The 24213-nt window shown below is 58.2% G+C and carries 20 protein-coding genes; 13 read left to right on the top strand and 7 right to left on the bottom strand.

Annotated features, from left to right (window positions below; all coding sequences use genetic code 11):
- Window positions 1-77 precede the first annotated feature (77 nt).
- The 11 genes from GEV02_RS08260 (at window position 78) to GEV02_RS08210 (ending at window position 16160) form a co-directional block, all read left to right on the top strand.
- A complete protein-coding gene (locus tag GEV02_RS08260; protein WP_235922732.1) occupies window positions 78-2792 on the top strand; it encodes an EAL domain-containing protein in 2715 nt (904 codons plus the stop codon).
- A gap of 103 nt (window positions 2793-2895) precedes the next feature.
- Window positions 2896-6096 carry a type VI secretion system Vgr family protein gene (locus GEV02_RS08255; RefSeq protein ID WP_328595756.1) on the top strand — a complete coding sequence of 1067 codons (3201 nt, stop codon included), beginning with the start codon at window positions 2896-2898 and terminating at the stop codon, window positions 6094-6096.
- Window positions 6093-7631, top strand: a complete 1539-nt coding sequence (locus tag GEV02_RS08250; RefSeq protein ID WP_152837589.1) for a hypothetical protein — start codon at window positions 6093-6095, stop codon at window positions 7629-7631. Before GEV02_RS08255 ends, GEV02_RS08250 begins: the two co-directional genes overlap by 4 nt.
- 1 nt (window position 7632) lies before the next feature.
- A complete protein-coding gene (locus GEV02_RS32815) occupies window positions 7633-8637 on the top strand; it encodes a PoNe immunity protein domain-containing protein (protein WP_174999031.1) in 1005 nt (334 codons plus the stop codon).
- Between the two features lie 54 nt (window positions 8638-8691).
- A complete protein-coding gene (locus GEV02_RS32810; protein WP_174999030.1) occupies window positions 8692-9696 on the top strand; it encodes a PoNe immunity protein domain-containing protein in 1005 nt (334 codons plus the stop codon).
- 104 nt (window positions 9697-9800) lie between these two features.
- The gene (locus GEV02_RS32805; protein ID WP_174999029.1) at window positions 9801-10805 is read left to right on the top strand and encodes a PoNe immunity protein domain-containing protein; all 1005 of its coding nucleotides are present in this window, start codon (window positions 9801-9803) and stop codon (window positions 10803-10805) included.
- A 157-nt stretch (window positions 10806-10962) separates the two neighbouring features.
- Complete coding sequence (locus tag GEV02_RS32800) at window positions 10963-11967, top strand: PoNe immunity protein domain-containing protein (protein WP_174999028.1); 1005 nt, start codon at window positions 10963-10965, stop codon at window positions 11965-11967.
- A 54-nt stretch (window positions 11968-12021) separates the two neighbouring features.
- Entirely contained in the window at window positions 12022-13026 is a 1005-nt protein-coding gene (locus tag GEV02_RS32795; protein WP_174999027.1) for a PoNe immunity protein domain-containing protein, read from the top strand.
- Between the two features lie 146 nt (window positions 13027-13172).
- Window positions 13173-13694, top strand: a complete 522-nt coding sequence (locus GEV02_RS08220; protein ID WP_152837588.1) for a hypothetical protein — start codon at window positions 13173-13175, stop codon at window positions 13692-13694.
- 1 nt (window position 13695) lies between these two features.
- A complete protein-coding gene (locus tag GEV02_RS08215; protein WP_174999026.1) occupies window positions 13696-15165 on the top strand; it encodes an Imm72 family immunity protein in 1470 nt (489 codons plus the stop codon).
- A gap of 8 nt (window positions 15166-15173) precedes the next feature.
- On the top strand, window positions 15174-16160 hold the full coding sequence (locus GEV02_RS08210; protein ID WP_152837586.1) for a DUF6708 domain-containing protein: 987 nt from the start codon (window positions 15174-15176) through the stop codon (window positions 16158-16160).
- A gap of 37 nt (window positions 16161-16197) precedes the next feature.
- On the opposite strand, the gene GEV02_RS08205 is transcribed toward GEV02_RS08210, so the two are convergent.
- Window positions 16198-17406, bottom strand: a complete 1209-nt coding sequence (locus tag GEV02_RS08205; protein WP_152837585.1) for a cation:proton antiporter — start codon at window positions 17404-17406, stop codon at window positions 16198-16200.
- Window positions 17407-17662: 256 nt separating this feature from the next.
- Between GEV02_RS08205 and ahpC the strand changes: the two genes are divergently transcribed.
- Together ahpC and ahpF are read left to right on the top strand one after the other, a co-directional pair.
- Window positions 17663-18226, top strand: coding sequence for an alkyl hydroperoxide reductase subunit C (ahpC, locus tag GEV02_RS08200; protein ID WP_008442943.1), 564 nt, complete (start codon window positions 17663-17665; stop codon window positions 18224-18226).
- Window positions 18227-18334: 108 nt separating this feature from the next.
- The gene (gene ahpF / locus GEV02_RS08195) at window positions 18335-19930 is read left to right on the top strand and encodes an alkyl hydroperoxide reductase subunit F (protein WP_152837584.1); all 1596 of its coding nucleotides are present in this window, start codon (window positions 18335-18337) and stop codon (window positions 19928-19930) included.
- A 46-nt stretch (window positions 19931-19976) separates the two neighbouring features.
- Here ahpF and GEV02_RS08190 read toward each other — a convergent pair whose 3' ends face one another.
- The 6 genes from GEV02_RS08190 to GEV02_RS08165 form a co-directional block, all read right to left on the bottom strand.
- On the bottom strand, window positions 19977-20459 hold the full coding sequence (locus GEV02_RS08190) for a hypothetical protein (RefSeq protein WP_152837583.1): 483 nt from the start codon (window positions 20457-20459) through the stop codon (window positions 19977-19979).
- A 7-nt stretch (window positions 20460-20466) separates the two neighbouring features.
- Window positions 20467-20664, bottom strand: a complete 198-nt coding sequence (locus GEV02_RS08185; protein WP_152837582.1) for a hypothetical protein — start codon at window positions 20662-20664, stop codon at window positions 20467-20469.
- Between the two features lie 81 nt (window positions 20665-20745).
- Window positions 20746-21873 (bottom strand): AI-2E family transporter, encoded by a 1128-nt coding sequence (locus GEV02_RS08180; protein ID WP_152837581.1) that lies wholly within the window; start codon window positions 21871-21873, stop codon window positions 20746-20748.
- Window positions 21870-22352: a cyclic nucleotide-binding domain-containing protein gene (locus GEV02_RS08175; RefSeq protein WP_008442934.1), complete on the bottom strand. Its 483-nt coding sequence runs from the start codon at window positions 22350-22352 to the stop codon at window positions 21870-21872. The genes GEV02_RS08180 and GEV02_RS08175 overlap by 4 nt, the downstream gene beginning before the upstream one ends.
- 64 nt (window positions 22353-22416) lie before the next feature.
- The gene (locus GEV02_RS08170) at window positions 22417-23034 is read right to left on the bottom strand and encodes an ABC transporter ATP-binding protein (RefSeq protein ID WP_152837580.1); all 618 of its coding nucleotides are present in this window, start codon (window positions 23032-23034) and stop codon (window positions 22417-22419) included.
- Window positions 23025-24185: a hypothetical protein gene (locus GEV02_RS08165; protein WP_152837579.1), complete on the bottom strand. Its 1161-nt coding sequence runs from the start codon at window positions 24183-24185 to the stop codon at window positions 23025-23027. The genes GEV02_RS08170 and GEV02_RS08165 overlap by 10 nt, the downstream gene beginning before the upstream one ends.
- Between the last annotated feature and the right edge of the window lie 28 nt (window positions 24186-24213).

The following is a 24213-nucleotide window of genomic DNA, read 5'->3' as shown; positions in this document are numbered from 1 at the left end:
CAAGCGCCCCCGCCTTTCCTTCCGTTCGCCTGCTGCGCCGGTGCTGCGCCGTGCTGGCCGTATTGCCGGCATGCTGGATGGCGCCCGCCGCCGCCCAGGATCCGATCACGCTGCAGCTCAAGCACAGCCACCAGTTCCAGTTCGCCGGCTACTACGCCGCCGTCGAGCAGGGCTATTACCGCGAGGCGGGGCTGGATGTGCGCATCCTCGAAGGTTCGGACGGCAACGAGCCGGAGCGCGATGTCGTGTCCGGCAAGGCCGAGTACGGCGTCGGCGCCAGCAGCCTGCTGCTGGCGCGCCTGGCCGGCAAGCCGGTGGTGGTGCTGGGCGTGGTGTTCCAGCATTCGCCGTACGCGCTGGCGATGCGCCAGACCAGCGCCGAACCCGATATCCGCCGCATCATCGGCAAGCGCGCGATGATCGGTTCGCTGACCGACGAACTGGGCAGCGCCGACGAGCTGCTGGCCTACCTGATCAAGGAAGGCATCCCCGCCAGCAGCTTCGAGCGGGTCGAGCCGACCTTCAACACGGCCGATCTGATCAGCGGCAAGGTGGACGCCATCGCGGTCTACACCACCAACGAGCCGGACACCTTCGACCGCCTCGGCTTCCCCTACGATATCTACAGCCCGCGCGCGGTCGGCATCGACTTTTACGGCGACAACCTGTTCACCAGCGAGCGCGAGATCGCCAACCATCCGGCCCGGGTGCAAGCCTTCCGCGCCGCCAGCATGCGCGGCTGGCAATGGGCGATGAGCCACCAGGAGGAGATGGCCGACATCATCCTCAACAAGTATTCGCGCCGCAGCGACCGCGCCCACCTGCTGTACGAGGCGCGCCAGATGGTGCCGCTGGTGCAGCCGGTGCTGGTCGAGATCGGCTACCAGAACCCGGAGCGCTGGCGCCACATCGCCGACGTCTATGCCGGCCTGGGCATGGTGCCCAAGCACGCCAATTTCGACGGTTTCATGTACCGCGTCGAGTCCAGCGGCACCAGCCTGCTGTGGCTGTACCGCGTGCTGGGCGGGGCGGCGCTGGCGCTGGTGCTGGGCGCGGCCATCCACTTCAGCCTGCTGGCGCGCGAGCGCCGCCGCGCCAGCGTGGCCATCCGCACCGGCGAGCAGCGCTTCCGCACCATGTTCGAAGCCTCGCCGCTGGGCATCGCGCTGGTCGATTCGATCACCTATGAATACCGCGACATCAACCCGCGCTACCAGGAAATCGTCGGCCGCTCGCAGGTCGAGCTGAACGCCATGCGCTGGCTGGAGGCCGGCCATCCGGAGGACGTGGCCCAGGTCAAGCAGCAGATGGGCCGCCTCACCATGCACGAGATCGGCAGCTTCAAGGTCACCAACCGCCTGTTCCGGCCGGACGGCGAGCTGGTGTGGATCGAAGTGTCGGTGACCGCCATCGAGACCGAGGCCGGCAGCCATCCGCACCACCTGTGCATGATCGAGGACGTGACCGACAAGAAGCAGAGCGAGGCGCTGATCTGGCAGCAGGCCAACTTCGACCCGCTGACGCAGCTGCCGAACCGCCGCATGTTCCACGACCGCCTGGCGCACGACATGCTCAAGAGCCAGCGCGACCGTTCGCACATCGCCATCCTGTTCATCGACCTCGACCACTTCAAGGAAGTCAACGACACGCTGGGCCACCACCAGGGCGACATCCTGCTGATCGACGCGGCGCGCCGCATCAGCGCCTGCGTGCGCAAGTCGGACACGGTGGCGCGGCTGGGCGGCGACGAGTTCACCGTCATCCTGTCCGAACTGGAGGGCACCGAGCGGGTCGAGCATATCGCCCAGCACATCATCGACAGCCTGCGCCTGCCTTTCCCGCTGGGCCAGGAGCAAGCGTTCGTGTCGGCCAGCATCGGCATCACGCTGTACCCGGACGACGCGCTCGACATCGACGACCTGCTCAAGCACGCCGACCAGGCCATGTACGCCGCCAAGGGCGCCGGCCGCAACCGCTACAGCTATTTCACGCCGACGCTGCAGGTGGCCGCGCTCAACCGCATGCGCCTGACCAACGACTTGCGCGGCGCGCTCAAGGCCGAACAGTTCGAGCTGTACTTCCAGCCCATCGTCCACCTGAAAAGCGGCCGCATCCACAAGGCCGAGGCACTGATACGCTGGAACCACCCGCAGCGCGGCGTGGTCAGCCCGCTGGAATTCATCCCGCTGGCCGAGGCCAGCGGCCTGATCGTCGACATCGGCGAATGGGTGTTCCGCGAATCGGCGCGCTGCGTGCAGCGCTGGCGCCAGCAGCACCATCCGGAATTCCAGGTCAGCGTCAACCAGTCGCCGCTGGAATTCCAGCGCGAGGACGGCGCCTACGACGCCTGGCTGCGCTATCTGCAGTCGCTGAACCTGCCGGGACAGTCGGTGGTGGTGGAAATCACCGAGGGATTGTTGCTCGACGCCAATGCCACGGTCAGCAACAAGCTGCTGCAGCTGCGCGACGCCGGCATCCAGGTGGCGCTGGACGATTTCGGCACCGGCTACTCGTCGCTGTCCTACCTGAAGAAGTTCGACATCGATTACCTGAAGATCGACCGCTCCTTCACCCGCAACCTGGCGCCCGATTCCAGCGACATGGCGCTGTCGGACGCGATCATCGTCATGGCCCACAAGCTGGGGCTGCGGGTGATCGCCGAGGGCGTGGAGACGCCGGAACAGCGCGACCTGCTGGCCGCCGCCGGCTGCGACTACGGCCAGGGCTATCTGTTCGCCCGCCCCATGCCGGCCGAGCAGTTCGACCAGTTGCTGCGCCAGCAAGCCGTCTGATTTCAATCGTATCACTCTTGCCCAACCGGGCTAACTCAGGTGTAATGCCGGATAAATCATAGTAATTTACTAATTCCGGCATCACATTTGAGGGGTGCGATCCATGCTTGCGCTGCTAGACAGTTTGACTCAGGACAACCGTATTCTCCGGCTGACCACGCCGCTGGGCGCGGACACCCTGGTGGCCGAATGCCTGCGCGGCGAGGAGGCGCTCAGCCAGCCCTACCAGCTGACGGTGACGGCGCTGTCGTCCGACGCGGCGATCCCCTTGAAATCGCTGCTGGGCCAGCCGGTGCTGCTGGAACTGATGACGGCCGCCAGCCGCGACCAGCTGCGGCCTTTCCACGGCCACGTGACGGCGCTGCGCATGCTGGGCGCCGACGGCGGCCTGGCGCGCTACGAGCTGAGCATCGGCCCCTGGTACGCCTTCCTGGCCGCCGGGCGCGACAGCCGGGTGTTCCAGGACCAGACCGTGTTCGACATCCTCGACGCCGTGTTCAATGGCTGGCAGGACGCCGACAAGCTGGTGCCGCAGTGGCGCTACGATATCGCCGACCGCGCCATCTATGCTAAGCGTTCGCTGACCTGCCAGTACCAGGAATCCAACCTGGCCTTCGCCGAGCGGCTGATGCGCGAGGAAGGCTTGTTCTACTACTTCGAGCACAGCGGCGACGCCGCCAGCCCCGGCCTGGGCAGCCACACCATGGTGATCGCCGACCACAACGGCAGCTTCCAGCCCAACGCCCAGGCCACGGTGCGCTACACGCAGTCGGGCGCGGTGATGAAGGAAGACGGCATCGACCGCTGGCGCTGCGAGCTGCGCTGGACCGCCGGCGGCGCCGACATGGCCAGCTGGGATTACCGCAGCCATGGCACGCGGCCGGTGTCGGCCGCCAGCGTCGGCGCCGATCCGGCCGCGCCGGTCAGCCGCGACGCGCCGGGGGCCTACGCCTACACTTCGCGCGAACACGGCCAGCGCATCGCCCAGCGCCAGGTCGAGGCGCTGGAGGCCGGCCGGGAAATCTACACTGGCGCCGGCACCGTGCGCACGCTCAGCCCCGGCACCACCTTCACGCTGGAAGGCCAGGCCGTGCTGGACGCCGACGAGGCTGGCGAGCGCAGCTTCGCCATCACCCGCGTGCTGCACCTGGCGCACAACAACCTCAGCACCGACATCCGGCATGCGGCGACGCAGGCGCTGGGCGTCAGCGCGCTGGCCGAGGCGATCGCGAGGGAGCAGGGCGGCAGCCTGCACGCGGTCGGCGCCGGCAAGGGCGAGCGGCCGCTGTACCGCAACCGCATCGACGCCATCCGCAGCAAGCTGCCCTACCGCAGCAGCGACGCCGACGGCCACGGCTTGCTGCTGCATCCCAAGCCGACCGTGCGCGGCCAGCAGACCGCCATCGTGGTCGGCCCGGCCGGGGCGGTGATCCACACCGACCGCGACCATCGCATCAAGGTGCAGTTCCACTGGCAGCGCGGCGAGCAGAGCCACAGCCGCCTGACGCATCCGGCCCCGGACGGCCACAGCGGCGCGCCGGCCGACGACCAGGCCGGCACCTGGGTACGCATCGCCACCTCGATGGCGGCGGTGGCCGGCGCCAACTGGGGCGCGGTGGCGGTGCCGCGCGTGGGCAGCGAAGTGTTGATCGACTTCATCGACGGAGACATCGACCGGCCGGTGGTGATCGGCAGCGTCTACAACGGCAGCGGCGCGCGCGATGCGCAGAGCAACCAGGTCGGCCAGGGCGCCGGCGTGGCGACCGGCAACGCCCCGGCCTGGTTCCCCGGCGAGGGCGGTGCGCACGCGCATCCGGCCGCGCTGTCGGGCATCAAGTCGCAGGCCATGAACGCCAGCCAGAGCGGTGCCGGCGCCTACAGCCAGCTGGTGTTCGACGACCATCCGGGCGAGCCGCGCGTGGCCTTGCAGCGGCACGCGTCGCCGCATGCCGGCACGGACGAGCTGAACCTGGGCCATCTGCGCCACCAGAGCGACAACCAGCGTTTGCAGACGGCCGGCTTCGGCGCCGAGCTGAAGACCGCGCACAGCGCCGCGCTGCGCGCCGGCCAGGGCTTGCTGCTGTCGGCCGATGTCCGCAACGGCGGCAACGGCGGCCAGCTCGACTCGCGCGAGGCGCAGGCGCAGATCGACCAGAGCTGGGAGTTGCAGCTGTCGCTGGCCGAGACCGCGCAAAAGCACAACGCCAAGCTCAAGGATGAGGCGGAACCGGCCAAGCTGGGCGCGCTGGCGCAGATGGAGAACAGCGGCAAGGTGGTGCAGGCCACCACTGCCGGCGACGGCGGCAATGCGACAGCTTACAGCGAGCCGCATCTGCAATTGTCGAGCCCGGCCGGCATCGCGGCCGTCACGCCGGCCAGCGCGATCCTGGCGGCGGGCAGCACGAGCAGCCTGAGCGCCGGGCAGGACATCAATTTCGCCGCGCAGGGCAATGCCTTCAGCGTGGTCAAGGACGGCATCAGCCTGTTCACCTACGGCAAAGCCAGCAGCACCGACAAGCCCAACCAGGAAACCGGCATCAAGCTGCACGCGGCCAGCGGCAAGATCAGCGTGCAGAGCCAGTCGGACGCGAGCAAGCTCACGGCCGACAAGCTGGTCACCGTGGACAGCGTCGGCAAGAGCGTCACGGTTGGCGCCAAGGAGCACGTGATGCTGACGGCGCAGGGCGCCTTCCTCAAACTGGAAGGCGGCAACATCATGATCCACGGGCCGGGGACGATGACGTTCAAGGCCTCGATGAAGGATTTGACCGGTCCCGCGAGCGCGGACGTGGCCTTGCCGGCCTTGCCGAAAACCGGCGACGTCAACAATTTCATGGAACTGAACTACCGCTGGGATGACTTGCAACCCATGGTCGGCGCGCCCTATAAAGTGCTGTTCGATAACGGCACCAGCATTCAAGGCAAACTCGACGCAAATGGATTCGCCCGTCTCGACAATGTGCCGGCGGGTGGCGGCATAGTGACTTACGGAGAAGACGAACGGGATGCGGTGCTGCGCAAGCCGCTCAAGCCGAACGCGGTGCAAGGCGCGAAACCCAAGACCCACGAAGAAGCCGCGCAGGTGCTGGCGGCATATCTCGCTCAGGAAGAGGCCTACTACAAGGACAACTTCTTCCCGGATGAGCTGGACGATATGACGGCGGCCATGGCCGACGGCGGCGAAAGCCAGCTGGAATACGACTTCCACTACGACGACTACAAGTATGTGGACGAGGAGCAGCAGGCGGATCGCGAGGCGGAGCAGTCCTATCGCGACAAACATGAAAGCGAGAACGAGGCATGAACACCGCAGTCTCCAGAGGAATTCCCGGCGCGACGCCCGCCGCGCACGCAATCAGGAAGGCGGACGACAGCATCACCACCTGGCTGACCGATCTGGTTACCGGATCCGGCAGCTCCCCGTCGCACATCATCATCACCGGCATCTTGGGCGTGGTGCCCGGCGTGGGCCAGGCGATGGATGCGCGCGATCTGGTCATCGGCGTCATCGCGATCTCGAAGTCGCCCGCCGCGATAGGCGGCTGGGTCGAACTGTCGATCACGCTGGTGGGCTGCGTGCCGGCGGTGGGCGATGCGCTCAAGGTCGGATTCAAGCTGATGAAGCAGGGCCACAATTTCGGCCGGGTGCTGGAGGCTGTATCGCCGGCCTTGCGTGGCAACGTCGAGAAGTTCATGCGCAAGATCGACTGGGGCATGCTTGGGAGCGAAAGCAAGAGCTTGTTCAACAAGACCATTGAAGCCTTCGTCGACGGCATCGATAGCTGGGTCGTCAAGGCGGTCGCCGGGCGTTCCGAGGTCAAGCAGATCATTGCCGAACTGAAGGGCATCCAGAAATCGGCGCCGAAGATGATCGACGACGCGTTTGCGGAGTTGAAGCAGCTGCATGGCAAGATGATGGGCCACGCCTTGCCGGGCAATACTGCGGCGGTGGCCGGCACCAGCAGCCGCGCGACCGTGCATGCGGCGGAAGAGGCGGCGCAAGCGGCATCGAAGAAGGCGGTCGCAACGGCCAGGGCGGAGCGAAAACTCATCGAACGCAAGAGCCGCGATATGAAGGCCGCGCGCGCCAAGACCAATTCAACGACCACGTCGACCAAGAAAAAAGGCCAGAAGAAAAAGCAAAGCTGGCGCAGCGGCATCCCCGCCGAGCACATCACGGATTACTTCGTCAAACGCAAGCATGTGAACTTCAAAAAAGCCAATTTCGGCGGCAAGCTGGTTGAGGAACATACGCTGCCGCATAATGGGTTGGACCATTTATGGTCTAACAAGACAAATCCAGTTCATCCGTTTGTTGTGGGCGAAACAAAATCCAGCATTTTTGATTCACTGACTTTGATTGCCGCATTGCCTGGAGAGTTTAAGGAGCAATTCGCTGTACTGCGAGCTTCAGAAGCCAGCAATCCGACACCCAGCGGGCAGCCGAACACGTTCCAGAATGCTGATCGGGATGCGCTGGCAGGAAAAAGAGTGCCGATTGGCGGTACCGAGCAAGATGATCAGAATGTTCGACGTGGAGTGAATCCCGCTGGTAAAGATAAAGACGGTAAGCCGACAGGGTTGGCCACGCAAATGAGCCATAAATGGATATTTTCAAAAATTAAAACTGAAGATCTCACTTTGGCTGGCCTTGAATTGAAGTCAAAGCTGCGGCGACTGAGACTGTCTACTGGTGAGGATGATTCTGTGTCTTATCCGTATAACCGTTGGATTTCTCTCGTTACAGGTCGCCAGCTCGAAAAACATAGGAAGTCCAATGGCGCAAATCATGAAGTTCAAATAATTATCGATTTACCAGAAAAAATACTTAACAAATAAAATGAACAAATTTAACTTAAAAGAATTTTCTTTAAAAAAACGAGATCCTTTGCTTGGATATGAGATATACAAATATAATTTTGATGAAATGCTTGAGGGATTTGAAATAGTCAGAAAATCCTTATCGAAGTCAATTCCGTCTGGGCAACCTAAGTCACTCTATAATGGAGCAGTTCAACTAGAGCAAAGAGCTTGGGATTCTTTAGTTTTCTTCACTAACTGTTACAGTGCTGGACACCCCGTTAGCGATTTAGCTGAAATTTACCCAACAATTCTGGAGTACTGGGCGGCCTACGCTAAAGCTTGGGTTGCTTTGGAAGAGTCAGAAGAAGGTTCTTCAAATCCGGTTGCGATCGTGCCTTTGTTAGGTGAAGATTTTATATATGCTAATCAACTTATTTGTTTTTCGATATTGCTTGGCTTTTCAAATGAATTAGGGAAAATTTCGTCGATTATTGACTTTAACAATCCAGGTAGAGATGGAATGCTGGAGCGATTGCTTAAGTCCTATGTCGATAATCGCGGCAAACCGCCGGATGAGTGCATGCGTCATTTGCCCTACTTTAAGACGCTGAAGATATTTTCTGCGCCAACCGAAACGCGCTCCCAATTAATGGCTGAATATTTAGACGATTGGTATCATGCCAGTAGACGTGAGCCTTATTATGATAGTCATAAAAAAGGGGATCAATTCACAGGATACTGGGCATGGGAAGCTGCTGCAATTACCTATATTCTTGAGATTGATGATGCAAGTTATCGTAGTGCCAAATTCTATCCCGCAGATTTAGTGGATTTTGCCAGGAGCATCAATGCCCCTCTGGCTGCTCAACCAGTTCCGGAAAATGTTGGACTTCGAGCCAAGTCTGGCACCGCATGTCCTAAGACTGGCGTGTGGGAAACGCTTGATATCCCGCTTCAGCATCGAAGGTTTGAGCAGGGGGAGATCATGCAAGCTACCGATGCCGCTTATGGTTTAACTGTTTGGAGATATTTAAGCGCTTAAGAAAATTGTGAACAGCGAATTTCCCCGCCGAGGCTTAATTTTTTCATTAGTGGAATGAATAAGTTTACTTTAGATGCTTTTTTATTAAAGAGGCGAGAGCCTTTGTTAAGTTATAAAGTATATGAGTATAATTTCGATGAAATGATCGAAGGGTTTGATATCGTTCGCCAAACGCTGTCTGTTCCGCTCGCCGAACTCAATTCTATCCCCTTGTATAACTTAATTATGCCTTTAGAGCAAAGGGCATTTGATTCTTTGAGTTTTCTGTTAAATTGCTATAGCGGAGGGCATAACATTGTTGAAATCAAAGCAATCTATCCGACTGTAATATCATATTGGATTTCTTATGTGGAGAAATGGGTAGATTATCAAAAATCAGATCAATGTTCCAATAATACTGTCGCGGCAATACCATTGTTGGATACAGATTTTGTTAATGCAAACCAATTGATCTGTTTTGGAATATTGCTAGGTTGGGGAGCGGAGTTACGTCATATTCCACCTATTATTGATTTCAATAACACTCGTCGCGATGGTATGCTTGAACGGCTACTGGCACCATATATTCCTGGCAGGGAAGAACCGCCCAATGAAAGTACTCGACATCTTCCATATTTTAAAACTTTAAAAATATTCTCTGCGCCACCAGAATTACGAGCAGAGATGATGAAAGATTATCTAAAGGACTGGTATCACGCCAGCAGACGTGAGCGTTATCACAACAGTCATAAGAAGGGAACTAGCTTCAAGGGCTATTGGGCGTGGGAGGCGGCTGCTATTACCTATTTGCTCGATATTGATGACAGTTTCTATCGAGACGCCGAGTTCTATCCCGCTGATCTTGTCGCCTTTGCTCGCAGTATTGATGCTCCTCGTTCCAGTGAAGCAAAGCTTGAAGATCAGGAACTGCGCATTAAATCCGGGCAGGCGTGTCCGAAGAGCGGAACCTGGGAGACACTGGATATCCCTCTGCAACAGCGCAAGTTTGCCGTCGGAGAAATTATGCAAGCTGAGAATGCCAGCTACGGTATAACGGTTTGGAGATATATCGGGGATTGAGGGCTTGGTTGGCGACGCCTCCGAATCCGGCAGCTCGTCTCGGATGCCATCATCACCGGCATCCTCGGCGCGGCGCCATGCGCTGTTAGACAGTTTATTTGCAAATGAAAAAATTCACAAAATCTGAGTTTATTTCGAAGAAAAGAGAAATACTTCTCGATTATTCAATCTACGACATGATATTTGAAGATCGAATGGATGGATTCGATATAGTGCGTGAAGGGTTTTCAAAATCTGATGAGAAAATCTCAAAAATTAATCCGTATAAGTTGATGGCCTCCACGCAGCAGCGTGCTTGGGATTCATTAGATTTCTTGCTAAATTGTTTTAGTGGTGGCCATTCTATAAGCGAATTAAAAGAAATCTACCCGAGCATCTTACGATATTGGGAAATTTATCTTGAATATTTAGTAAATTTCTTAAAGTGGGATACAAGTTCAGAAAATCCAGTAGCAGCACTTGCGTTGCTCGATACAGACTTCGTTTATGCAAATCAACTAGCTTCGTTCGGAATACTATTTGGATGGGGGAAAGAATTACATCGATTGCGTAAAATTATCGATTTAAATAATTTCACACAAGATGGAATGTTGGAGCGACTTTTAGCCCCTTACGTTAGTGGTTCAATCCCTCTTCCTACCGAATGTACGCGGCACTTACCATATTTCAAAACATTAAAGATATTTGATGCAGAATCTCAAGATCGATCAATGCTAATGCGTGAATACTTGGAGGAGTGGTATCGCGCTAGCCGTCGCGAACCATATTACGACAGTCATAAACGCGATGATGCTTTTACAGGATATTGGTCGTGGGAGGCTGCCGCTATCACATATTTGCTGGATATTGACGATAGTTCTTATCGGAATGCAAAGTTTTACCCTGTCGATCTTGTGGATTTCGCTCGTAGTATTCAGGCTCCCCGTTTTAGTGAGGCGAAGCCCGAGAAGCAAGAGCTGCGCGTTAAATCCGGGCAAGAGTGTCCGAAGAGCGGAACTTGGGAGACACTGGATATTCCTCTGCAACAGCGCAAGTTTGCCGCCGGAGAAATTATGCAAGCCGAGAATGCCAGCTACGGCATAACGGTGTGGAGATACATCGGCGATTGACAATGTGCAAGCGATTAACCACAAGTTCCGACAGTTCACCTTCACACATCATCAGCGCCGCCATATTGGGTGTGAGATGATGAATGGATGGTTATTAAAATAATAAACAAGCAATCACGATGTAAAATTGCTCAATTGGAAGTCACTAAAATTTAGAATGGATAAATTTACTTCACACGATTTTTCCTTAAGAAAACGTGATTTTCTTTTGAGTTATAAAGCATACGAATATAACTATGATGAAATGCTTGAGGGATTTGATATAGTTCGAAAATCTCTAGCGAAACCAATTCCAGCGGGAAAGCCGATATCATTTTATGGTGCGGCTGTTCAATTGAAGCAAAGGGCATGGGATTCGTTAGTATTTTTGACAAACTGTTACAGTGCAGGGCATGTTGTTGAAGATTTAGCTGAGATTTATCCAACAATTTTAGAATATTGGAAAGAATTTTCTAAATCTTGGATTATATTCCAAGAGTCAGAAGAAGGTTCTGTTAACAAGGTTGCGACCGTCGCTTTGTTAGGTACTGATTTTCCCTGTGCAAATCAGCTTGTCTGCTTTTCGATATTATTCGGATTTTCAAATGAGTTAAAAGAGATTTCGTCTATTATCGATTTCAATAATCCAGGTAAAGATGGAATGCTGGAACGCATGCTGAAATCCTATGTCGATAATCGCTGCGAATTGCCGGATGAGTGTATGCGTCATCTCCCCTATTATAAGACGTTAAAAATATTTTCCGCACCTGCCGAAATGCGTTCTCAACTGATGGCTGAATATTTAGACGACTGGTATCATGCGAGTAGACGTGAACCTTATTATGATAGCCATAAAAGAGGGGACCAATTCACCGGATACTGGGCATGGGAAGCTGCTGCAATTACCTATATTCTTGAGATTGATGACACAAGTTATCGTAATGCAAAGTTCTACCCCGCTGATTTAGTGGATTTTGCCAGGAGCATCAATGCTCCTCTGGCAGCTCAACCAGCTCCTGAAAATTTTGGACTTCGAGCCAAGTCTGGCACTGCGTGCCCCAAGGCTGGCATGTGGGAAACGCTTGATATCCCGCTTCAGCATCGAAGGTTTGAGCAGGGGGAAATCATGCAGGCCACAGATGCAGCTTATGGTTTAACTGTCTGGAGATATCTAAGCACTTAAGGCCAATTGCAAAACATGCACTTTCCGTCGACCTGCTGGCTTTTCATTGATGAAATGAATAAATTTACTTTAGACGCTTTTCTATTAAAGAAGCGTGATCCTTTGTTAAATTATAAGGTATATAAATATAATTTTGATGAAATGATCGAAGGCTTTAGTGTCGTACGTGAATCTAGGTCTGTGTCGATGCCCGAAGGGCAGTCTATAATTTTTTATGATTCAGCGGCTCAACTTGAGCAGAGGGCTTGGGACTCATTAGTTTATCTCGCTAATTGTTATAGCGGTGGACATGCCATTGAAGACTTGGCAAAAATTTATCCGACAATTTTGGAGTATTGGGAAGGCTATGCCGAAGAATGGCGAATCTTTCAGGAATCAGGCCAAAGCTCTTCAGGCACGGTTGCAGCGTTGCCTTTGCTTGACACGCATTTCATATTCGCAAATCAGTTGATCTGTTTTGCAATATTATTTGGGTGGGGTAAGCTACTTAAGCGAGTTTCTCCTATTGTCGACTTTAACAATCCTCGCAAAGATGGCATGCTGGAACGTTTGCTTGCACCGTACTTAGACAATCGAGGAGAGTTACCTGATGACTGTCCCCGTCATTTGCCATACTTTAAAACGTTAAAAATATTCTCGGCTCCAAGTGAAGCGCGAGCTCAACTCATGAAGGAATACTTGGGCGATTGGTACCATGCGAGCAAGCGTGAACCTTATTATGACAGTCATAAAAGAGGTGATCAATTTAAGGGCTATTGGGCGTGGGAGGCGGCCGCTATTACCTATTTGCTCGATATTGATGATAGCTCCTATCGAGACGCCGAATTCTACCCTGCTGACCTTGTCGCCTTTGCCCGCAGTATTGATGCTCCTCGCTCCAGCGGAGCAAAGCCTGAAGATCAGGAACTGCGCATGAAATCCGGGCAGACGTGTCCGAAGAGCGGAACCTGGGAGACACTGGATATCCCTCTGCAACAGCGCAAGTTTGCTGTTGGAGAAATTATGCAAGCTGAGGATGCCAGCTACGGAATAACCGTGTGGAGGTACATGGGCGATTGATGTTTCGGCCTGGTCCTGGACGATACCTCAAAAATTGGTAGCAGCGCTGACGCTGGCCTATTGTTTTATATTGTTTATTTCGTTTCCCGTCGAATTCTGCAGGCTTGAGTTCGGATTCAGGTACAACGAGTTTCTTAAAGAACTGATTGGAAACCAAGGTGAATTTGAATCGATTTTTGTCATGCGTGATGGCGGCTGCTGTACTGGCCGCTGCTGGTGCGCAGGCGAGCGGGATGGGGCAGGTATGTGCGAAGCTCGCTAAAGAAAAAGGTCCGGCGGCTTTCCTTGTCGATCAAAAAGGTGAACTGGTCAATGGCCCGGTCAGTTTCGGACGTTACGCTGCGCCTCCCGATCGCGTTAGCGACTATGAGATCGCTGCAACGCCTTACAGATTGCTGCTGATCCCCCGCAAAATCGTGGCCAGCTCAGTCGAATGCAATATGTGCGTTCAATTGAAGAAAGTCGCGGCAAGCTGCCGCAATGCGACCACCTATGAAATTGGCATAGGTCTATCCTTCAGCAAGCCCGGCGGCATTCGTCCGTTCAAGCAAGAGGCGAACTTCAACTTGCAGTTTGATGATCCGGACGATGTTTATCCGCCCGCCGTAAAGTTGAATTTCACGCCAAAAATTACCGGGGAACTTTATGACCCGGCCTCAAAAAAATAGCATGAAAAATTTCGAACGCCCGTTGAAGAGGGTTGACGGTGTCGTCGAAAATTTGCGCATTGAATATGCCAGCGCTGGCGCTGAGATCAGAATGGATTTCTTTGCTTGCTCGGTCGATGGGGTGGAGCTGCGCGGCGCCTTTCATAAAGTGGAATTCCACGACGGCGACTACATGGAATTTATCGTGGAGCCGGAGGGAGAATTTTCCACAGTCCACGCCGCAAGAAATCCCGGCACACGCATGCTCTGGATGCCACCGCATCAGGTTCGTGGCCATGCCGCACAGAAGCTATGCGACATCCGATGGAGTTTCTTGTACCCCGCAACGGCGGTAGTCCTGGTGGGCATCTCCGAGTTCTTTGTCGATCCAGACTTTGGAACGCATGCTTTCTCTGCCGAGCTCCTCTTCTATTCCCTGGTCTTTTTCGTGACGCTGGCGATTACGGTGATGATACGCCTGCGCTTCAAGGGCTTTGCGCGTCAGACAACCGAAGTCCTGCGGGCTTTTGGTTATGAGCACCCCGAGATGGTCGATTTGTGGCAGCTGCATAAGCAGGCGCAGAAGGCGTTGGCTGCGTCGACGAATACATTGCCTCCCTTGGTCACGCCCTGGAGCTATCGATACTCCGACCAGCAAAGTAAGACGACGCTGAGTACCGGTATGACAGATGATGACCGCCGCAAGATCTTCTGGTACCTCAAACGCAAGACCAGTTATACGGCATGGTCGCGCGAGGCGGAAATTTTCGACCGCTTTGCCGATGTATTCGCTAAGCAGGTGCGTGAGCAACCCATCGTTGCGGGCTCGATGTTTGAGGCGAACTGGACGCCTTTTTTGAGCATGGTGGTCAAGGCTCAGGCCTCGTATGAGCAAGCGCTGGACCGTCTGCGGCAGGGCGACCGCACCGTTTTTCTGCAGAACAGCCGAGGCGCGATGGTTGATGCGACGATCTTGTCGGAACATTGGTACGTCGAATTGATCAACAACGGCCCACGGGGCGACCATACTTACTCCGGCAAGTACGTGCCGGCGATGGAAGATCTGATGCGTGAATTTGTTTTGGCGGTCGCCGATCGCGGCTATTTGCAGCCGCGCATGGCGGACACCCCGGCACCCGAGGCATGGGACAGCTTCTGGCCTGCGTTGTATGCGCAGTTGCCGCTGCCCGCACAGCTGGACGATGTGCCGCTGCCTGCCGGCGAGACGGTGGTACGCAGCGGCACCGAGGTACCTGTGTTCGGGATCTATGAGCCGCACATCCAGGATGGCTGCATGAACTATCTGCTGGGCGGCACCCCTGCGCCGACATTATGGGAAACCGACGGCGCGGGAAGTACCGGCAATGCACTCAGCGTCAACTGGCGTTTGATTTGGGAAGACCGCCGCTACCGGGATGGCACGATACCGGCAGAAGAGCGCCTGTACTTCCCGCTTGCTGCGCAGGCCGGTATTGGGTGTGGATTCAAGTAGGGTTGCTCATGGAATTTTCAGGTCTCATTACGAAATACCGGGCGCATCGGGCGCTGACTGATCAGGAGCGGGCGCATCAGCTCAAGCAACAGGTGCGCGCAAATGTCGAGCCGCATTATCAGCTCAGCGTCATCAAGATGAATTCCACTTATCTGGAGTCGGTGGACAAATGGTTCGCCTGGAAAGGCATGATCACGGCGATCACGCTGGTCATTATCGGCATGTGTGCCGCGCTCTTTTTCGCGATGGTGCATCTGGCGTTGACGCGGCCGCCTGATTTTCACGGTGAAACCGATGATGCGACGCTGTTGACGATTGTAGGGGTGATCATGTTGCCGCTGCTGGCTGCGGCCGGATGGTTGCTGCTCAAGGAATCGTTTGCCTATACCCACTATCCGATGCGTTTCAACCGCAAGACGCGCATGGTGCATGTCTTCCGCCCCGATGGCACGGTGTTGACTGTGCCGTGGGATAAGCTGTTTTTCACGCTAGGGCATATGGCGCAATGGGACGAGTGGGAAGTGCGTGGACATGTGCTGGCGCCGGACCAGGAAACGGTGCAGGAGTCTTTTGCGTTGAGCTATGTCGGCTCGCTGAACGCCAATGACATCAATCCCGCCCGCGCGTACTCTTCGGTGGAGGATTACGTCCGGGGACACTGGGAATTCATCCGCCGCTACATGGAGGACGGCCCGCAGGCGGTTGCCGGGCAAGTGCAGTTTTGCATGCCGATCGCCGAGCGGCGCGAGAGTTTCAGGGTCGGTGCGGAACGGGTATTCGCCAATATCGCGTCTGCCAACGTGGTGCTGTATTGTTTGCTCTTCCCGGTTTGCCTTGTTGTCAGCCTGTTCCGTTTCGTGGCTATGCGTACCAGCAAGATTCCGCAATGGCCTCAGGAAGTTGAGGTCGGCAGTGTCCTTGAACCGGGCGATCCGCATGCCATCGAAGGCGACCCCGCCGGCGAACGCATGGCCAGCGCCAGGACGCGACGATGAACGGCCGCCCTGGCGTTGCGATGTAGTTGAAGCCGGCTCAGGAACTGGCCTGCTGCACCAGCCCCGCATGCGCCGAGCGGTTCAGCTTGGGATGCACGACCGGAATAGTCAGCATGGTGCTGGTGGCCGCCATCAGCAGCAGGGCTGTGAAGGTTTCGTTGGTGATGATCTGCTTGTCGAGCAGGATGTTGGCGAAGATGATTTCAATCAGGCCCTTGGTCTGCAACAGCCAGCCGATGATCGATGCTTCGCCCGATTTCCACTTCAGCATCCTGCCGGCGATGTGAACACCGACCAGCTTGCCGCCAACCGAAGCCAGCAGCAATAAGCCGCCGACGAAGAACACCGAATAGCCGCCCAGCTCCCACTTGGTGCGCAGGCCGGTGCTGAGGAAGAACACCGGCATCAGGATCAGCAGTACATGCTTGAACAGCGTGTCGAGCGTGGCGCGGTCGAACCACTCCGCGTCCATCACCACGCCGGCCAGGAAGGCACCCACCATGAAGTGCAGGCCGGCCCAGTCGGAACCGAAGCTGCAGATCACCAGCCAGATCAGCGCCGCGTACCAGCGGTCGTTCTCTTGCAGACGCGCCATGATGCGGCGGAACACAAAGGTCAGCACGCCGAACGCCAGGATGAAGCTGAGCTGGCGGCCTACGCGTTCCCAGTCGAGCAGGATCAGCGCCAGCACGCCCCAGATCGCCACGTCGTCGAGGCTGGCGTAACGCAGGATGCGCTGGCCCATGGGCTGGCGCAGGATGTCGAGTTTTTCCAGCAGCAGCACCAGCACCGGCAGCGCGGTCACGGCGCAGGCCATGCCCACGCCCAGCGTGAATTGCCAGTCCAGGCCCTTGGCGCCCTTCCAGCCCTGGTAGCCCAGCAGCAGCACGGCGGCGGCGCAGCCGAACACCAGCGGCATGCCGAGCGCGAAGCTGGCCGTGGTCGCGCTCTCGCGGCGGTATTGCCAGACTTTTTTCAGGTCCAGCTCGATGCCGGCGATCATCACGAACAGCATCACGCCCCACCAGGCGATGCCGTTCAGGGCCTTCACCACGTCGGGCGCGAAGACAAATTTGTGGTACTCGGGGAAGGCCGCGCCCAGCACGCCGGGCCCCAGCAAGATGCCGCCGATGATCTGGATGATGACCAGCGGCGCGTAATAATCGGTCTTGAAGATCCGCCATACCAGGTAGGGCACCGTAAAGATCAGCAGCATCGCGATCAGGAAGATTTCTGTGGTGTTCATGGGAAGGTCTCCTGCTGTTATTCCGGCAATGTTATCCAACTCTCCAGCCATGGTGCAATCGGAATAAAGGAGTGTGGTAACGTTTCCACAGTGTGCACTGCTGCGCCAGGCTGCCCGAAACGGGGATAATAGCTATTCGCTTTGCTTGTTCTATAGCTAGTAGCTATTGAAACTATTGGAACAATCAATTTTGCAAATGAGGCGAAAGCCCTTAAACTGGCGTCTCAATGATTCACAACCCAACGAGGAAACCACAATGTCCCTGATCAATACCCAAATCAAACCATTCAAGGCAACCGCTTACGCTAACGGCAAATTCATCGACGTCAGCAACGAATCCCTGAAAGGCAAGTGGTCCGTTCTGATGTTCTACCCAGCCGACTTCACCTTCGTGTGCCCTACCGAACTGGAAGACCTGGCCGACCACCAGCCAGAATTCGCCAAGCTGGGCGTGGATGTGTACGGCGTGTCGACCGACACCCACTTCGCGCACAAAGCATGGCACGACACCTCGGATGCAATCAAAAAAGTTAACTACCCGCTGATCGGCGACCCAACCGGCACCCTGTCGCGCAACTTCGAAGTCATGATCGAAGAAGAAGGCCTGGCACTGCGCGGTACCTTCGTCATCAATCCGGAAGGCTTCATCAAAGTGCTGGAAGTGCACGACAACGGCATCGGCCGCGACGCTTCCGAACTGCTGCGCAAAGTGAAAGCCGCTCTGTACGTGGCATCGCACCCAGGCGAAGTTTGCCCAGCTAAATGGACCGAAGGCGCAGCGACCCTGACCCCATCGCTGGACCTGGTCGGCAAGATCTAAGTCTGAGCACGTCTTGAAAGAGACCGCAGCACACAAGTAATACCGCGATGCCGGTCCGGGCGTCCGGCCCGGCATACGCCTAAATATTTGTAAAAAGGAAGAAAAATCATGTTAGATGCAACTCTCAAAACCCAGTTGAAAGCCTACTTGGAAAAAGTGGTGCAACCGATTGAGATCGTCGCTTCTCTCGATGACAGCGCCAAGGCCCGCGAGATGGAGGAACTGCTCCAGGAAATCGTCCTGTTGAGCGACAAGATCACGCTGGTCAAGCGCACCGACGATGCCGAACGCAAACCGTCGTTCAGCATCAACCGCCCGGGCACCGATATCGGCGTGCGTTTCGCCGGCGTGCCGATGGGCCATGAATTCACCTCGCTGGTGCTGGCGCTGCTGCAAGTGGGCGGCCACACCATCAAGTTCGACGACGCCGTGATCGAGCAGATCCGCAACCTGGATGGCGATTACGAATTCGAAACCTTCATCTCGCTGAGCTGCCACAACTGCCCGGAAGTGGTGCAGGCGCTGAACGCGATGTCGGTGATTAACCCGCGCATCAAAGTGACCACCATCGATGGCGGCGTGTTCCCGCAAGAAGTCGAGGCGCGCCAGATCATGGCGGTGCCGATGATGTTCCTGAACGGCGAGCACTTCGGCCAGGGCCGCACCAACGTCGAAGAGATCCTGTCCAAGCTGGACAAGAACGCCGGCGCCCGCCAGGCAGCCGAGCTGAGCAAGAAAGACGTGTTCGACGTGCTGATCGTCGGCGGCGGTCCTGCCGGCGCGGCGGCGGCCATCTACGCCGCCCGCAAGGGCATCAAGACCGGCGTGCTGGCCGAGCGTTTCGGCGGCCAGGTGCTCGACACCCTGGCGATCGAGAACTTCATCTCGGTCACGGCCACCGACGGTCCTAAATTCGCCGTGGCGCTGGAGCAGCACGTCAAGGAATACGAAGTCGACATCATGAACACCCAGCGCGCCGCCAAGCTGGTGCCGGGCAAGCTGATCGAAGTGCAGACCGCCACCGGCGCGACCCTGAAAGCCAAATCCGTGATTCTGGCGACCGGCGCCCGCTGGCGCGAGATCAACGTGCCGGGCGAGAAGGAATACCGCAACCACGGCGTGGCCTACTGCCCGCACTGCGACGGTCCGCTGTTCAAGGGTAAGCGAGTGGCGGTGATCGGTGGCGGCAACTCCGGCGTCGAAGCGGCGATCGACCTGGCCGGCCTGGTCAAGCATGTGACGCTGATCGAGTTCGGCGCCGAGCTGCGTGCCGACGCGGTGTTGCAGCGTAAGCTGCGCAGCTTGGCCAACGTGACCGTGATTGTTTCGGCGCAGACTACCGAGATTCACGGCGACGGCAAGATCGTCAACGGCCTGAGCTACAACGACCGCGTGTCGGGCGAGGCGAAGAAGGTTGAGCTGGAGGGCGTGTTCGTGCAGATCGGCCTGGTGCCGAACACCGAGTGGCTCAAGGGCACGGTGGCGCTGTCGCGTCACGGCGAGATCGAAGTCGATGCGCGTGGCCAGACCTCGATTCCCGGCGTGTTCGCGGCCGGCGACGTCACCACGGTGCCGTTCAAGCAGATCATCATCGCCACCGGCGACGGCGCGAAGGCGGCACTGTCGGCCTTCGATCACCTGATCCGCTCCGACGACGAGGAAGTCGTCACCGAGTCCGCCGGCAAGCAGGCGATGACTGCGTAAGCTGAGGTAGCGTCAAATGAAAACCGGGAGCGTGTCTCCCGGTTTTTTATTTGCTGAGCACGCCGGAGTTGCGTCCGAATTCGTTCAGCATCTGGTCCAGCCCGCGGAAGCCGAACAGCAGCGCGGCGATGACCAGGATCGTGACAAAGTTGACCGCGAGATTGCCGCTGACATCGGCAGCCCAGCCTTTCCAGCTTCGTTTCTGATGCTGGTCGCTTTGAATGGACTGTAATTGCTCGCCGATTTTTGTCGTTAGGAATTTATGCTCCAACTCGCGCTTGCGAAACTCAAGCGTCTCGCCTATAAAATTCTGCATCATAAACTCAGCGCGCTGGATATACATCGCTCTCATTGCTGAGGTATTGGCGGTCAGATAAAAAGCTTCCAGATCGGCTGCGGTTGCCGGACTCCCCTTCGCCGCCAAGATGGCTCTCAGCGTCTCTGCTTTATGCTGCTTATAGACGGCATATGCAAACACGGCCAGCGCGTCGCTGCAATCCTGGGCCAGAAGTGGGTACATGCCGGACATAGTATGCTCAACTATGCTCGAACGTCTTTTTCCAAGCGGCGTTAAGCGCTGCCCGAATTTCCTCACTGGTGAATTTCGCGCATGGCCAGTCATGAAAGAAATATTTCTCTCTCTTCGGGGGCGATACGGAAAGCTCCGCCCTCATACGGTCGCTGACGCGCTGGCAGATTTCTCGCAGTTCTTCCGAGCTGATATCGTTGAACATGATCTAGCCCTCCTTGCCCAATTATCCGACGGCTTCCCTGCGCTGTCGATAGCGCACTTTTGACGCAAGTCGCGACCTGATTCAGGCTACCAGATCGGTGCTGGCCTGCCTGCTGCGCAGCTCCATGGCGTTGCGGTGGCGCGCGCGCAGGCGCGGGTCGGTGATCAGGCGGCCCAGCGTTTCGCCGATCACCATCACCACGCCCAGCAGCGGCAGCACCAGCATCAGCCCCGCCACGCCGGCCACCGAGCCGCCGATGAAAATCATCAGCACCGTAATCAGCGGATGGATGTGCAGACTGCGCCCCAAGGTCAGCGGCATGAAGACGAAGTCGTCCAGCAGCCGCACCGTGATGAACACGCCGATCGCCATGTAGGCCACGGATGGATCGGCCGGCGCGTCGGTCGAGGCCACCATCACCACCAGCACGCAACCGACGATGGAGCCTACGTACGGCACCCACGCCAGCATCGCCGCGATCAGCCCCAGCACCAGCGGCGACGACACGCCGATCGCCCACAGCCCGAAGGCCAGCACCGCCGTGTCGAGCACGGTCAGCTTGATCAGGCCCTGGAAGTAGCGGTGCGCGGTCTGGTCGACTTCGTGCAGCAGGTATAGCGTGCGTTCGAAGAAAGCGTTCGGCACGGCGCGCGCCAAAAACTTCTTGAAGCGCAGGCCGTCGCGCAGGAAGAAGAAGGTCAGGAAGGGCGCCAGCAGCAGCGACGGCAGCCACGCCGCCACCGACACCAGGATGTCGGTCAGGTGCTTCTGCACGAAGGTGCCGGTGAAGGCGCTGACGCGGCTGTTGACCGTGCGCGCCAGCTTGATCTGCTTGAGGATGGGGAACTGCTGCTCCAGCGACAGCATCGTGTGGCGCACGAACTCCAGGCCGCCGCTGAGGTATTTGCCCAGCATGTCCTGCCATGAATCGGACGGGCCGGCGTCCCAGTAGATGAAGACCAGGCAAGCCGCCACCAGCAGCATCAGGAACACGCCGCCGACGATCAGCGTGGCGGCGTTGTGGCTCACGCCCATGCGTATCAGGCGCTGCATCGGCGGCTGCAGGATGTAGTACAGCACGATCCCCAGCAGGAAGGGGATGGCCAGGAACAGCATCTGCTGCAACAGGAACAACAGCACGCAGGTGGCGGCGATGATGCCGCTCCACACCACCGGCCCGGCGCGCTGCTGGGTAGGCAGCAGGTTCATAAGGCCTCGACTTGCGGCTTGCCGGTCATCCAGTCGCGCAGGCGGCTGCCGATGTGGCGCGCCAGGGCCAGCGAGATCTTGTAGCCGATCACGGCGTCGGTCTCCATCAGGCCCATGAAGTCGGCGCGGAAGAATACCGCCAGTTCGCAGTTGTCCAGCGCGCGCGTCTGCGCGTTGCGGGGTGTGTTGTCCAGCAGCGCCAGGTCGCCGAAGAAGGAGCCGGCCGACAGCTCGGCCACCACCTCGCGCGTGGCGCCCAGCTTGCGGCTGATGATGACGCGGCCCGACATCACCAGGTACAGCGCCTGGCCTTCCTCGCCTTCGTCGAAGATGATTTCATCGGCCAGGTAGCGGCGTTCGTGCATCAGGCCGTCGACGATCTTCAGTTCTAGCGGGGTCAGCGTGGCGAACAGCGCCGATTCCTTCAGGCGCAGCAGGCGCGGCGACAATGCGGGCGATTTGAGGAAACCAAAGATCAAGGGAACTCCGTGCAGGACTGGGCAGGCCGGCCGGGCCGGCTCGGCTTATCGTTCCAATGATAACTTAAAGTTGCACGGTACCGGCCAGCGGCAAGGCCGGGTCGAGGTGACTGGTGAGCAGGATGCACTGGCGCGCCAGCCGCTCCGGCGCCGACAGCCGCCGGCGCAGATAGGCCATGGCTTCGGCGTCGAGGCCGTTGAAGGGTTCGTCGATCAGCAGCAGCCGCACCGGCAGCGCCAGTGCCAGCGACAGCTGCATCTTCTTGTGCTGGCCCAGCGACAGCGTGGTGACGGGCTGGTCCAGCGTGTGCAGCAGGTGGAAGGCTTCCAGCTCGGCGTTGAGCAGCGCCGGGTCGGTGTGGGGATACAGCGACAGATGCAGGTCGAGGATTTCGCGCACGGTCAGCCACGGCAGTTGCGGCGTGTCGCCGCCGCAGTAGCAGCATCGCAGGCGGTAGGCCAGCGGCTGGGCTTGCAGATCGACGCCGTCCAGTGTGATGCTGCCGCCATGCGGCGTCAGCGCGCCGCCGGCCAGCTTCAGCAGCGTGGTCTTGCCGGCGCCGTTTTCGCCGCGCAGCCAGGTGATGCCGGCGCCCAGGTGCAGGTCGAAGCGGCGGAACAGCGGATGGCTGGCGAATTCAAAGGTCAGCTGGTCGATGCGCAGCACGGGGTTCAATTCCATAGTTCACTTCCAATGGCAATCAGGATGATGATGGAGCTGATGACCAGCCCCACGCGGCCGTTCACGCTCAGGCGGCGCAGCGAGATCACGGCGACCTGGGCGACGCCGGCAAAGCACAGCCAGACGGTGGCGACGGTGGTGCTGTAGCCGGCGCTGCTGGCGCGGCCCAGGTGGCCCAGCGTCAGCAAGGCGAACCACGCCATCACGGCCAGGCCGGGCAGCAGCGCGGAGATGCGGGCAAAGCGGAACAGGTTTTCGATGGGCACCGGCCACGCCGCAGCGACGGGGCGCAGCAGGGCGATCTGTTCGGTCACGGCCTTGTCGCCGCGGTCGGTCAGCAGCATCAACAGCAGCGCGGCGTTGGCGGCCCACAGCGTCGGCGGTACTGAGGGTGGGCGCCACAGCCACACGGCGATGCTCAGCAGCGCGCCCAGCAGCAGCACGGTCTGCTGGATGCCGACCACGTTCTCGGCCCGCCAGAACGGCAGCCAGAACAGCTGGCGCCAGTGATGCAGCGCGGTCCAGGCGCGGCGCGGCAGGCTGGCGGCGGCCATGCGCTGCAGGCTGGGCACGCGCGGCACGTACGGAGCGGGAGGCGGACGGTGGGCATGGAGTCTGGCGGCGGCCGGCATGCGGCAGCGTCGGGCCAGCACCAGCGTCGAGACGATCCAGCCCAGCAGCAGCGAGCCGGCGGTCAGCAGCACGGCTTGCGGCGCGACCGGCCGCAGCCAGTCCGGCCATTGATACAGCCAGATCGCGGTGGACAGGGCGTAGGCCATGCTGAGCGGGACGATGATGATGCCGGCCACGGCGATGCTGGCGATCCACTGTCCGCGCGCGGGTATCGGCAATGGGCGGCACCACAGCAGCACCTGTTCCGGCAGCAGCCGTTTGCGCAGCAGCCAGACCGGCGCGCTGGCCAGCAGCGCCTGGCCGGCGAACAGGCCCAGCGCCTGCGGCCACGGCCGCGTCGCCGCGAACAATCCCGGCAAGGCCAGGCAGGCGATCAGGCCGACCAGCACCTGGCCGAAGCCGAGCATGATGTATCCCAGCGAAGAAGCGAAACTAGCCACGAACTGCACCATCGCCTGGTGCGCCATGCGAACGCGGAAACGCAGATAGGGGGATAAAGAATTTGCGGAGAGAATCATGCCGGGAGAATAACACTCGCGGCGTGGG

This window comes from Rugamonas aquatica (genome assembly GCF_009380215.1).
In the GTDB taxonomy this organism is placed as follows: domain Bacteria; phylum Pseudomonadota; class Gammaproteobacteria; order Burkholderiales; family Burkholderiaceae_D; genus Rugamonas; species Rugamonas aquatica_B.
This window is presented reverse-complemented; position numbering and strand designations above follow the sequence as displayed.